This is a genomic window from Microbacterium sp. Marseille-Q6648 (assembly GCF_943181415.1).
GTDB lineage: Bacteria > Actinomycetota > Actinomycetes > Actinomycetales > Microbacteriaceae > Microbacterium.
On the sequence record NZ_CALPBZ010000001.1, the window covers coordinates 1166238 to 1178617 of the forward strand.

Below are 12380 nucleotides of genomic sequence, written 5' to 3' on the forward strand. Positions count from 1 at the left end.
GTCAGTCGTCGGCGTCGTCCTCGTCCAAGTCGTCGGAATCGTCCTCGTCGAAGTCGTCGTCCGACTCGTCGTCGTCCTCGTCGGAGTCGGAGTCGTCATCGTCGTCCGACTCATCGTCATCGTCATCCGACTCGTCGTCGTCGTCATCCGACTCGTCATCGTCATTCGACTCGTCATCGTCATCCGACTCGTCATCGTCATCCGACTCGTCATCGTCATCCGACTCGTCATCGTCATCCGACTCGGCGTCGTCCGCGAGCTCGTCGATGTCGACACCGTCGACGTCGCCGGCGTGCAGGATCGGCGACCCGTCCGCGTCGAAGTCGCCCTCGTCCATGTCGTCCACGTCGTCGAACTCACCGGCATCCGCTTCGGTGTCGGCCTCGTCGCCGGCCTCGGCCTGCGCGGCCTGCGCGGCCTGATAGTCGGCGAGCCGCTCGGCCCACGGCGCCCAGTCCGGTGCGAGCAGAGCGCCGTCGCCGGGCAGCAGCTCGACCTCGAGCACCGTCGGCTCTTCACCCTCGACGCGCGCCAGGCTCACCGTCCAGTACCAGCCGGGGTAGCCGCCGAGCCGGTTCTCGAAGCGCAGCGAGACGACGCCGTCCTCTTCGAGACGGTAGCCGGCGGGCGCGCCGATGGTGGCGTCGGGGGTGATGTCCTTCAGCGCAGCGAGCGCGAGGTCACGCGCCTCGATGAGAGCGGGGTCGGGCTCAGGCGTCGAGTTCATCGGCGACCTTGCGCAGCACGGCCGCGACCTTCTTGGCGTGCCCGCCGCTGGGGTAGCGACCGCGACGCAGGTCTCCGCCGATGCCGTCGAGCAGCTTCACGAGGTCTTCCACGATGATCGCCATGTCGTCTGCGGGCTTGCGCGAGCGCTTCGACAGGCTCACCGGCGCCTCGAGGATCCGCACCGACAGCGCTTGGAGTCCGCGCTTGCCGTCGGCGACGCCGAACTCGACCCGCGTGCCCTGCTTGGGAGCCGGGGCTCCGGCGGGCAGGGCGGTGGCGTGCAGGAAGACATCCTGGCCGTCATCGGCGGCGATGAAGCCGAAGCCCTTGTCCTCGTCGTAGAACCTGACCTTGCCGGTGGGCATGCGCGAAACCTCTGTGTGTCTGAGCCCGCGGAGCGGGCATGGCCGAACAGGGGCGTGCGATCCCCCGCCCACCAGACTACGCCAGGTGTCCGCCCGCAATGGTGTTCGACAGCGGCGGCGCTCCCCCGCGGGCAACCGCCGCAGGATAGGCTGATCCGGATGAGCACGCACACTCCGGGCGAAGACGTTCCGATCCGCCCGATCGACCGGCTCCTGGCCTTCATGTCGCTGGGCCTGCTCGTGCTCTCCATCCTCGCGTTCTTCGCCATCATGATCGGCACCTCCGCGGGGGCCGACATGTCGTCCGGAGCATGGCCCGCCGTAGGTGTACTCGTCTACATCGCGCCGATCGTCGCCTTCGCGCTGCTGCTGACGGTGCTGGTCATGAGCCTCGTCCGCCGATCCCGGGCCAACCGAGGCGGCTGAGTGCCCTCCGACGAGCGCGCTCTCGCGACCTGGCTTGCCGGCCGCGACGACGTGGCGCTCGCCGAGACGTTCGCCGTGCGCGGCGTCTCGCCCGCCGCCACCTGGCACGACTTCTTCGACGTCGCCGAGAACCTGCTCGATCCGGCATCCATCGATCGGGCCGTGGCCCAGCTTCCGCGTCCCGTCCTCGCCGCCCTGGCGACGGATGCCGCGACCGGCGCCGCGGCTTCCCTAGAACGGTTCGCACTGGCAGACCCCGACGGCCGTCCCCTCGAGATCGTGCGGTCCCGTCTCGCGGCCGCCCGGGCGTCGAACCCCGACGCGTTCGCTCCCCTGAAGACGCCGGACGCTGCGCAGCCGTCGAACCCGCAACAGGCGGCTGCCGCTGCCGAGACGATCTTCACCACCGCCGGCGCGCTGGCCGATGTCCTGCTCGCCGGTCTCACGTCGCCCCTGTCGCGCACCGGCACCGGTGCCGTGAGCGCGTTCGACCGCAAGAAGCTCGTCGAATCCGGTGCGGTGGTCGACGGGGCCGAGCTCGACGCCCTCGTCGCCCTCGCGAAGACCGCGGGACTGGTCATCGCGACCGACCGCGAATGGACGGTGACCGACGCCGCCGGTTCGTGGCTGGAATCCTCGACGGCCGAGCGGTGGGCCCTCGTGGCCGAGGGCTTCCGCTCCTCGCTGCCCGCAGGGCTGCGCACCGACGACGGCGGCTGGGTCGCCCTGGACGTCTGGCCCGAGATGTACCCACTGGCACCGGATTGGGCGGCGACCGCGACACGACTGCGCGACCTCGCCGTGCGGTGGGGGCTCGTCGGCACGTCCGGCGACGAACCGCCCTGGGCGCAGTCGCTGCGCAGCGGCGCACCGGCGGATCCCTCGTCGCTTCTGGAGCACCTCCCCGCCGAGATCGACCGCGTCTACCTGCAGGCCGACCTCAGCGCGATCGCCCCGGGTCCCCTCTCGCCGCCGCTCGACCTGCGACTGCGCCGCATCGCGGTGCGCGAGTCCCGCGCCCAGGCATCCACGTACCGCTTCACCGCCGGCTCGCTGGCGACCGGGATGACCGAGGGCGAAGACGCCGACGGCATCCGCGCCTTCCTCTCGGAGTTGTCGCTCACCGGCATCCCGCAGCCCTTGGACTACCTCATCGACAGCACCGCCGCCCGCCACGGCCGGGTGAGGGTGAGCGAGGATGCCGCCACCGGCCGCACGCGCGTCGACAGCGACGATGCCGGCCTGCTCGATACCGTCGCCGTGGATCAGGCCCTTCGCCCGCTCGGTCTCGTGGACGACGGAGCGTCCCTCACCACCCGCGTCGCGCGCGACGCCGTCTACTGGGCCCTCGCCGACGCGCGCTACCCCGTCGTCGCCGTGGACGGCACCGGTCACACCGTGGCGATGCACCGCCGGACCGGCTCGGCCCAGCAGGCCGCGGGGGCCGATCTGCTGCGCTCCTACGACCGGCTACTCGAGTCCCTGCGCTCCGGTCACGGCGAGGGCGACGACGGCGCATGGCTGCAGCGCGAGCTCGAGCAGTCGGTGCGCACCCGCAGCGAACTCGTCGTCGTGGTGCGGATGCCGGACGGCGGCGAGCGCTCGTTCATCCTCGAGGCCACCGGCCTCGGCGGTGGCCGGCTGCGTGGCCGCGACCGGGCCGCCGACATCGAGCGGACCCTCCCGGTGTCGAGCATCGTGAGCGTGCGCGCGCCCGGCACCGAGTGACCCCGACCGGACCGGGCCGCCTCCGACGGCGCTCCACCGACGTCGGCGCCGCGCAGGTGAGGCCCGGTAGACTGGCACGTTATGGCTGACGGCCCCCTCATCGTCCAGAGCGACCGCACGGTGCTCCTCGAAGTCGCGCACCCGCACGCCGAGAGCGCGCGCCACGAACTCGCGATCTTCGCCGAGCTCGAGCGCGCCCCCGAACACATCCACACCTACCGCATCACGCGTCTCGGCCTGTGGAACGCCCGCGCGGCGGGCCACGACGCCGAGGACATGCTCGCCACCCTCGACCGCTGGTCGCGCTTCCCGGTGCCGCCGTCGGTGTCGATCGACATCCGCGAGACGGTCGGGCGCTACGGCAGGCTCGTGATCGAACGCGACGAGGTCGACGGCGGAAGCGCGCTCGTGCTGCGCTCGACCGACCCCGCCGTCCTCGCCGAGGTGTCCAAGAACAAGCGCATCCAGCCGCTGCTGATCGGCAACCCCTCCCCCGACACCTTCGTCGTGGATGCCTGGGCGCGCGGTCACATCAAGCAGGAGCTGCTGAAGATCGGCTGGCCCGCCGAAGACCTCGCCGGCTACACGCCCGGCACCCCGCATCCGATCGACCTCGCCGAAGACGGCGCGGGCGGCTGGAAGCTGCGGCCGTACCAGCGGCAGGCCGTCGACGTGTTCGCCGAGGGCGGCTCCGGCGTCGTGGTGCTCCCCTGCGGCGCGGGCAAGACACTCGTCGGCGCCGGCGCGATGGCCGAGACGAAGACCACGACGCTGATCCTCGTGACCAACACCGTCAGCGCGCGGCAATGGCGCGACGAGCTGCTCAAGCGCACGTCGCTGACCGCCGAGGAGATCGGCGAGTACTCGGGGCAGGTCAAAGAGGTCAAGCCCGTCACGATCGCCACGTACCAGATCCTCACCGCCAAGCGGAAAGGCCAGTACGCCCACCTCGCTCTGCTGGACGCTCTGGACTGGGGTCTCATCGTCTACGACGAGGTGCATCTGCTGCCGGCCCCGGTGTTCAAGCTCACCGCCGACCTGCAGGCTCGGCGCCGGCTGGGCCTCACCGCGACGCTCGTGCGCGAGGACGGCCGCGAGGGCGACGTGTTCAGCCTGATAGGCCCCAAGCGGTTCGATGCGCCGTGGAAGGAGATCGAGGCGCAGGGCTTCATCTCACCGGCCGTCTGCTACGAGGTCCGTGTCGACCTGCCCGCCGGCGACCGTCTCGAGTACGCCGCCGCCGCGGACGACGACCGGTACCGGCTGGCGGCGACGGCCCCCGCCAAGATCGACGTCGTCCAACGACTGGTCGACAAGCACGCCGGCGAGCGCATCCTGATCATCGGGCAGTATCTGGATCAGATCGACGTGCTCGCCGAAGCGCTCGGCGCCCCCAAGATCACCGGGCAGACGCCCGTCGACGAGCGCGAGGAGCTCTACCAGGCCTTCCGGGTCGGCGAGATCACGGTGCTGGTCGTCTCGAAGGTCGCGAACTTCTCGATCGACCTCCCCGAGGCCTCGGTCGCCATCCAGGTGTCGGGGTCGTTCGGTTCTCGTCAAGAGGAGGCTCAGCGACTCGGGAGGCTGCTGCGTCCGAAGCAGTCGGGAAACACGGCGAGCTTCTACACGCTGATCGCCCGCGACACCGTCGACCAGGACTTCGCGCAGAACCGCCAGCGGTTCCTCGCCGAGCAGGGTTATGCCTACACCATCCTCGATGCGGAGTCCCTCGCCGCCTGAGGCTCAGACCGTCCGCGCGAAGAAGTCCGTCACGAGGTCGACCACGGCGCCGGGGTTGTCGTCGGTGGCGAAGTGCGCGGCATCCGGGATGGGGGCGAACTCGACGTGGTCGGCGAAGCGAGACACGTCGCCGCTGTGCTTCCGCACGAATGCGGCCGTCAACGGCTCGTCCCGCTCGCCGAAGGCGTAGAGAGCAGGGACGCGCAGTCGTTGCCGACGGTACGCGCCCGTGGCGAGCGCCGGCATCTCCCCGGCGATCAGCAGCCCGCGGTAGACCTCGCGGATCGCGGCGTCCTTCGCCGGGTCGCGCAGCGGGCCGAGGTAGGTGGCGAGCGTCTGCCCGCTCAGGGGTGTGGCCACATACGGCGGCTGGAACACCCAGTCCAGCGACTGCCCCGCCCGCCGGAAGCGCAGCTTCGGCACGTGGCGCATCGCCGGCAGCATGCCGAGCCCCAGCCTCATGAAGGGCGGCGGCACCGAGAAGAGCACCATCGCCCGCACCCGCTCCGGGTGCGCGTATGCCAGCTGCGCCGCCACCACCGCACCCATGTCGTGCGCCACGAGGCGCACCCGTTCCAGCCCGAGGGCATCCATGACGGCCACCACGTCGTCCCGCATCGAATACCGTTCGATCCGCGGCGATGCCGCCTGCGACCAGCCGAAGCCCCGGGCGTCCGGGCAGATCACGCGATATCGCCCGCCGAGCGCGGGACCGACATCCCGCCACTGCCACCAATGCTGGGGCAGCCCGTGGAGCATCAGCACCGGCTCGCCCGCGCCGATCGTCGCCACGTGCGCACGCAGCCCCGGAGTGTCGACGAACTCGTGCGTGAAGCCCGTCACCTCCGGGATCGGGGGCAGCACGGTCGACGTGTCGGCATCCGTCGCTCTCTCGTCCATGGCCGCACAATACTACTTCTCTAGTACCGTGTCACTACTTCTCTAGTGCGGAGCGCACATCTAGGGTCGGGATATGGCCACCACCAGAGACCGAGCCCTCGACGCGGCGCTCGCGCTCGTCGGCGAGCAGGGCATCCGCGCGCTCACCCACGCCCGCGTGGACGAGCGGGCCGGCCTGCCGAAGGGGTCCACGTCGAACTGGTTCCGCACGCGTGACGCCCTCGTCGCCGGTGTGGTCACCCACCTGGCCGAGAGCGAGCGCGCCGACTTCGCCGCCGCCGAGAACCCGCCCGTCGAGACGGCCGAACAGCTGGCCGACGCGCTGTGCGCGATGGTCGCCGTCGAGACCGGCCCCTTCGCCGGCCGCACCCGTGCCCGCTTCGCACTCTTCCTCGAGGGCGCCGGCGACCCCGACCTGCTCGCTCCGCTCCTGGACCAGCGCCGCGCCTACGTCGAGTGGACGACCGCGCTCCTCGCCCGGGTCGGCGCCCGCTCTCCCGTGGACGCCGCCCGATCGCTCATGGCGGCCGCGGACGGCCTCGTGCTCCACCGTGTGACCGTGGATCCGGATGCCGCCATCCGGCCCGTGGTCGAGCGGGCGGTGCGCGCGAGCCTGGACTGAACCGGCCCGACCGGGCCTCGCCCGGAGTGAAGCGGGCACGCCGCGCATCCCGCCTCTCCGGGCGATATCCAGACAGCGCATGAGATCGATGGCCATAATGAGGGCATGACCGCACCTCGCATCCTCGTCGTGGACGACGAGCCGAACATCCGCGACCTGCTCATCACGAGCCTCCGCTTCGCGGGGTTCCAGGTTCGGGCCGTCTCCAACGGCGCCCAGACGATCTCGGCTGTGCTCGAGGAGGAACCCGACCTCATCGTGCTCGACGTGATGCTGCCCGACATGAACGGGTTCAGCGTCACCAAGCGACTCCGGGGTGCGGGCTACACCGCGCCCATCCTGTTCCTCACCGCCAAGGACGAGACGGAAGACAAGATCACCGGCCTCAACGCCGGCGGCGATGACTACGTCACGAAGCCGTTCAGCCTCGACGAGATCGTCGCGCGCATCCAGGCGATCCTGCGGCGCACGATGCAGGCCGACGAGGAGTCGGTGATCCGCGCCGGCGAGCTGACGATGGATCAGGACACCCACGACGTGCAGGTCGGCGACGTGTCGATCGACCTCAGCCCCACCGAGTTCAAGCTGCTGCGCTACCTCATGCTCAACCCCAACCGCGTGCTGTCGAAGGCTCAGATCCTCGACCACGTGTGGGAGTACGACTTCAACGGCGACGCCGGCATCGTCGAGAGCTACATCTCGTATCTGCGACGTAAGATCGATCCCCACTCTTCCGAGCCGCTCATCCAGACCAAGCGCGGATTCGGATACATGCTCAAGGCCGGCAAGACCGCGTAGGCGGCCGCGACCGGCCACGACACTCCTAGGAGAAGGGGCCGTCCTGGCGCACAAGACCGACGCGATCACCCGTGGGTGGCGCAGCATCAGCCTGCGCGCCAAGGTCACGGGCGTCTGCGTCGCCGTCCTCGCCCTCGGACTGCTCGGTGCCGGGATCGGAACGACCGCCTTCCTCGGCACCGCCCTGACCGCGAACATCGAGAGCAACCTGCAGGACGTGGCCCGCACCGACGTCGCCTCGCAGCAGTTCGACATGGTGGTGCGCGACGGCGCAATCGAGCCGGAGCGGATCGAGGCCGCGCCCGACACGGACTACTTCGTGGTCGTCTACGACCCCGCCGACCCCTACGAACCGCTCGCCGTCGCGGGCGGCCGCGGCGCGGCCGAGCCGGACTTCCCGGCGAGCTTCCCCCTCGACCTCGCGCTGGCCCGTGAACTGCAGGTGTTCACCCTCACCAGCCCCGACGGCGAGGCCGAGTACCGCGCAACGGTCACGGTTCAGGAGACTGTGAGCGGCGGGATCCTGTACACGCAGCTCGTTGCCGCGCCGCTGGCAGGCGTCAACCGCACGATCGGCACCTACCTCGGCATCTACAGCATCATCGCGGTGATCACGATCGTCGTCGGGGCCCTCGCCACACGACTGCTGGTGACGCTGGCGTTCCGCAGCCTCGCGCAGGTCGAGACCACGGCCATGTCGATCGCGTCGGGAGATTTCAGCACCCGCATGACCGACATCGCCCCCGGCACCGAAGTGGGACGGCTGAAGTCGGCCATCAACGCCATGCTGGGCCGGGTGGATGCCGCCATCTCACAGCGCGACGCCACGGTCCAGCAGATGCGCCGCTTCATCGGCGACGCCAGCCACGAGCTGCGCACCCCCCTGGTGACCGTGCGGGGCTACGCCGAGCTGTACCGCATGGGCGCGATCACCAGCGATGAGGACGTCGCGCAGTCGATGGAGCGCATCGAGAAGGAGGCGATCCGGATGGGGCTCCTCGTCGAAGACCTCCTCTCGCTCGCCCGCCTCGACGAGCGCCGCGACGTCGTGATCGCCCCCGTCGACCTGCGCCCGATCGCCCGGGATGCCGCCCTCGACGTGCGCGCGACCGCCCCGCAGCGTGCGGTCACGGTCATCGACACCACAGCCGGCCCGCTGCTGCCGGATCTTCCCCAGCGACTCCTGCTCGATGACGGCACGCCGCGCAAGCGGTCAGGCCCCCCGACCTCCGCGATCGCGCGGGCGAGCGTCACGCTCGCGATGCTCCGTCGCCGGCAGCGGAACGGGGCACCCGGCGCAGCCGGATCGGGCACCCCGGCCACCCCGCCGATCGATCCGCCGTCGGGCGTCGCGGCGGACGTCTCCACCGAGCCGGTCGAGCCGATCGTGCTCGGGGACGAGAACCGCATCCGCCAGGTGGTCACGAACCTGCTGGGCAACGCCCGCCGCTTCACCGCAGAGGACTCCCCCGTCGAGCTGCGGGTCGGCGTCGATCGCGCCCGCAGCACCGGCTGGATCGAGATCGTCGACCACGGCGAGGGGGTGCCGGATCAGATCAAGGAGAAGATCTTCCAGCGCTTCTGGCGCGCCGACAACTCCCGCACCCGCGAGACCGGCGGGTCGGGGCTCGGGCTGTCGATCGTCGCATCCATCGTCGAAGCCCTCCACGGCACCGTGTCGGTGAGCGACACCCCCGGCGGCGGCGCCACCTTCCGCGTCGCCCTCCCGCTGGTCGATCGTCAGGATGCCGAGGCGCACCGTCACCTCGAGACGCAGCCGCTGCGCTCGGTGACCTCTGATCAGGACTGACCGGCTCCTCCCCAGCATCCGCTCGGCTTCGGGTTGTCCACCGGCGCCGGCCGACCCTCGGAGGGCGGGACACGCCGCCGTAGCGTGGCGGGCACGTGGGCAGGGCAGACGCGCCCGCCCCTGATCGAAAGGAGCGTTCATGGCCGTCTTCTCCGTCGACAGCGACGCCGTGCTGGCAGCGACCGGTTCCATCCGCGGGACCATCGACCGCATCCAGGCCGAAACGCAGTCGATGATGGCTCAGCTCACCGGCCTGCAGTCGTCGTGGACCGGCAGCGCGTCGAGCTCCTTCCACGGCGCGGTCGAGCAGTGGCGGGCAACGCAGCGTCAGGTCGAGGAGTCCCTCGCGGGTATCAACACCGCCCTGGCGACCGCCGGACGACAGTACGCCGATGCCGAGATGGCGACGGCCGGGCTGTTCCGCTGAGGAAAGGAAGAAGGCCCCGGCCGCTTGCGCGACCGGGGCCTTCTTCGATGAGGTGATGGATCAGAAGTCCATGCCACCCGTCGGGTCTCCCGCGGGAGCGGCGGCCTTCTCGGGCTTGTCGGCGACGACGACCTCGGTGGTGAGGAACAGGCCCGCGATGGACGCGGCGTTCTGCAGCGCCGAACGGGTCACCTTGGCGGGGTCGATGATGCCCTGTGCGAACAGGTCACCGTACTCGCCCGTGGCGGCGTTCAGACCGTGACCGGCCGGAAGCTCCGCCACCTTGTTGGCGACGACACCCGGCTCGAGACCGGCGTTCAGAGCGATCTGCTTCAGCGGAGCCTCGATCGCGACCTTGACGATGTTCGCGCCGGTCGCCTCGTCGCCCACGAGCTCGAGGTTCGCGAACGCGGTCTTGCCGGCCTGGATCAGCGCGACGCCACCACCGGGGACGATGCCCTCTTCGACCGCAGCCTTGGCGTTGCGGACGGCGTCCTCGATGCGGTGCTTGCGCTCCTTGAGCTCGACCTCGGTGGCCGCCCCCGCCTTGATGACGGCGACGCCGCCGGCGAGCTTGGCGAGGCGCTCCTGGAGCTTCTCGCGGTCGTAGTCGCTGTCGGTGTTGTCGATCTCGCGGCGGATCTGGGTCACGCGACCCTCGATCTGCGACGCCTCGCCGGCACCCTCGATGATCGTGGTCTCATCCTTGGTGATGATGACCTTGCGGGCACGGCCGAGCAGGTCGAGCGTCGCGTTCTCGAGCTTGAGGCCCACCTCTTCGGTGATGACCTGTCCACCCGTGAGGATCGCGATGTCCTGCAGCTGAGCCTTGCGGCGGTCGCCGAAGCCGGGAGCCTTGACGGCAGCCGACTTGAAGATGCCGCGGATCTTGTTGAGCACGAGAGTCGCAAGCGCCTCGCCCTCGACGTCCTCGGCGATGATGACGAGCTCCTTGCCGTCCTGGATAACCTTGTCGACGATCGGCAGAAGGTCCTTGATGTTGGAGATCTTCTGGTTGGCGATCAGGATGTAGGGGTCCTCGAAGACCGCTTCCTGACGCTCCGGGTCGGTGACGAAGTAGGGGTTCAGGTAGCCCTTGTCGAAGCGCATGCCCTCGGTGAGCTCGAGCTCGGTGCCGAAGGTCTGGGACTCCTCGACGGTGACCACACCCTCCTTGCCCACCTTGTCGATGGCCTCGGCGATGAGCGCGCCGATCTCGGGGTCAGCGGCCGAGATCGAGGCGGTCGCAGCGATCTGCTCCTTGGACTCGACCTCCTTGGCGCCCTCGAGCAGCTGGTCGGTGATGGCCTTGACGGCCTTCTCGATGCCGCGCTTGAGCGAGATGGGGTCGGCGCCGGCTGCGACGTTGCGCAGACCCTCGCGGACGAGCGCCTGGGCCAGGACGGTGGCCGTCGTCGTGCCGTCACCGGCGACGTCGTCGGTCTTCTTGGCGACCTCCTTGACGAGCTCCGCGCCGATCTTCTCGTACGGGTCGTCGAGCTCGATCTCCTTGGCGATCGAGACACCGTCGTTCGTGATCGTGGGAGCGCCCCACTTCTTCTCGAGCACGACGTTGCGACCGCGGGGACCCAGGGTCACCTTGACGGCGTCGGCCAGGATGTTCAGGCCGCGCTCGAGGCCACGGCGGGCCTCCTCATCGAAAGCGATGATCTTTGCCATGTGTGTGTCGTCCCTCCCGGACGTTGGCTTTCGGTCATTAGCACTCAGTCAGACCGAGTGCTAAGTCATTCTGGCACTCGCCCTGGTCGAGTGCAAGCCACGCGGCGTTACTGCGCAACACGAGAGAGCGGGACGCCCGAAGGCGTCCCGCTCTGGTTCCGAGGTGAGGGGTCAGACCGGGCGGACGGATTCCGCCTGCGGCCCCTTCTGTCCGGTGCCGACGGTGAACTCCACCGCCTGGCCCTCTTCGAGTACGCGGAAGCCGGTCATGTCGATGTTCGAGTAGTGGACGAAGACGTCCCGGCCATCCGTCACCGTGATGAAGCCATAGCCCTTCTCGGCGTTGAACCACTTGACGGTGCCCTGGGTCATGCGAATCTCCTGTTGCTGTGCGATTGCGCCCATCGTAAACAGCGGAATCACGCTGAAAAGGGGCCATCGGCAACTGTTGACACGGTGGCATCGAAGTATTTACGGGCGCGAAACACACGGGGCGGGAAGCCGCCCTCGGTCGCGCATCCTCAGCGCGCGAACGGGGCCCGCGCGCTCACGGCGCGGGCGTGCCCGAGCCGCCCGCATCGGCACGGTCGAGCCCCAGCACGACCGTCAGCTGCGGGGTCTGGGGATCGGCCGGCTGGTAGGCATCGCTCTGCTCGATGTTCGCCCCGCCGAGCACGAGGTCGGCCAGCCCCGCCGCCGCGGCCTGGTCGGCGGCATCCACGTAATACACGGTCGTCTCGGCGAAGTCGTCGCTGCCGGCCTCGCTGGCCAGCACGTCCGCGTCGGCCCACCCCGCGGCGACCACGAGGTCCTTGGTCTGGGTCGCCAGCCCCTCCTGCGCCGTGGCGTTGAGGATCAGAACGGCGTACGAGGTGTCGACGACGGGTTCCACGCCCGGCGTCGCCACGGCGGTGGAATCCGGATCGGGTGCGGGGAAGAGGTCGATCCGCCCCGACACCAGCAGGGTGCCGAAGATGCCGACCAGCGTGAGCACCACGGTCGCCGCGATCGCCCACAGCAGGATCACCCCGCGGTGCATGTGCGGCTGCTCCGCGCGATGGGCGCCGATGCGCCCGCTGTCCGAGGGGATGTCGTCGAAGCGATCCCGGGGGAAGGACGAGTGCGGCACCCGACGATGCTATCGAAACGCGCTGT

General features: G+C 69.9%; 13 protein-coding genes. 7 read left to right on the forward strand and 6 right to left on the reverse strand.

Annotation, left to right across the window (positions count from 1 at the left end):
• Position 1: 1 nt before the first annotated feature.
• Both NFR93_RS05540 and NFR93_RS05545 read right to left on the reverse strand, forming a co-directional pair.
• Entirely contained in the window at positions 2-727 is a 726-nt protein-coding gene (locus NFR93_RS05540; RefSeq protein WP_251450677.1) for a DUF3027 domain-containing protein, read from the reverse strand.
• Positions 711-1094: a cold-shock protein gene (locus NFR93_RS05545; protein WP_251450679.1), complete on the reverse strand. Its 384-nt coding sequence runs from the start codon at positions 1092-1094 to the stop codon at positions 711-713. Before NFR93_RS05545 ends, NFR93_RS05540 begins: the two co-directional genes overlap by 17 nt.
• A gap of 159 nt (positions 1095-1253) precedes the next feature.
• Between NFR93_RS05545 and NFR93_RS05550 the strand changes: the two genes are divergently transcribed.
• The 3 genes from NFR93_RS05550 to NFR93_RS05560 all read left to right on the forward strand — a co-directional run bounded on the left by NFR93_RS05550 (position 1254) and on the right by NFR93_RS05560 (position 4988).
• Positions 1254-1520 carry a multidrug ABC transporter ATPase gene (locus tag NFR93_RS05550; protein ID WP_251450681.1) on the forward strand — a complete coding sequence of 89 codons (267 nt, stop codon included), beginning with the start codon at positions 1254-1256 and terminating at the stop codon, positions 1518-1520.
• On the forward strand, positions 1521-3248 hold the full coding sequence (locus NFR93_RS05555) for a helicase-associated domain-containing protein (RefSeq protein WP_251450683.1): 1728 nt from the start codon (positions 1521-1523) through the stop codon (positions 3246-3248).
• An 81-nt stretch (positions 3249-3329) separates the two neighbouring features.
• On the forward strand, positions 3330-4988 hold the full coding sequence (locus tag NFR93_RS05560) for a DNA repair helicase XPB (RefSeq protein ID WP_251450685.1): 1659 nt from the start codon (positions 3330-3332) through the stop codon (positions 4986-4988).
• A gap of 3 nt (positions 4989-4991) precedes the next feature.
• Here the strand turns inward: NFR93_RS05560 and NFR93_RS05565 are convergent, their stop codons facing one another.
• Positions 4992-5888, reverse strand: a complete 897-nt coding sequence (locus NFR93_RS05565; protein ID WP_251450687.1) for an alpha/beta fold hydrolase — start codon at positions 5886-5888, stop codon at positions 4992-4994.
• 73 nt (positions 5889-5961) lie between these two features.
• Between NFR93_RS05565 and NFR93_RS05570 the strand changes: the two genes are divergently transcribed.
• The 4 genes from NFR93_RS05570 (at position 5962) to NFR93_RS05585 (ending at position 9545) form a co-directional block, all read left to right on the forward strand.
• Positions 5962-6510, forward strand: a complete 549-nt coding sequence (locus NFR93_RS05570; protein ID WP_251450689.1) for a TetR/AcrR family transcriptional regulator — start codon at positions 5962-5964, stop codon at positions 6508-6510.
• A 105-nt stretch (positions 6511-6615) separates the two neighbouring features.
• Positions 6616-7308: a response regulator transcription factor gene (locus NFR93_RS05575; RefSeq protein ID WP_251450691.1), complete on the forward strand. Its 693-nt coding sequence runs from the start codon at positions 6616-6618 to the stop codon at positions 7306-7308.
• A gap of 217 nt (positions 7309-7525) precedes the next feature.
• Positions 7526-9118 (forward strand): sensor histidine kinase, encoded by a 1593-nt coding sequence (locus NFR93_RS05580; protein ID WP_502846257.1) that lies wholly within the window; start codon positions 7526-7528, stop codon positions 9116-9118.
• Positions 9119-9257: 139 nt separating this feature from the next.
• Positions 9258-9545 (forward strand): WXG100 family type VII secretion target, encoded by a 288-nt coding sequence (locus tag NFR93_RS05585; RefSeq protein WP_251450693.1) that lies wholly within the window; start codon positions 9258-9260, stop codon positions 9543-9545.
• Positions 9546-9605: 60 nt separating this feature from the next.
• Here NFR93_RS05585 and groL read toward each other — a convergent pair whose 3' ends face one another.
• The 3 genes from groL to NFR93_RS05600 form a co-directional block, all read right to left on the reverse strand.
• Complete coding sequence (gene groL, locus NFR93_RS05590) at positions 9606-11225, reverse strand: chaperonin GroEL (protein ID WP_251450695.1); 1620 nt, start codon at positions 11223-11225, stop codon at positions 9606-9608.
• 171 nt (positions 11226-11396) lie between these two features.
• Positions 11397-11597, reverse strand: coding sequence for a cold-shock protein (locus tag NFR93_RS05595; protein ID WP_251450697.1), 201 nt, complete (start codon positions 11595-11597; stop codon positions 11397-11399).
• 175 nt (positions 11598-11772) lie between these two features.
• Positions 11773-12354: a LytR C-terminal domain-containing protein gene (locus tag NFR93_RS05600; protein ID WP_251450699.1), complete on the reverse strand. Its 582-nt coding sequence runs from the start codon at positions 12352-12354 to the stop codon at positions 11773-11775.
• Between the last annotated feature and the right edge of the window lie 26 nt (positions 12355-12380).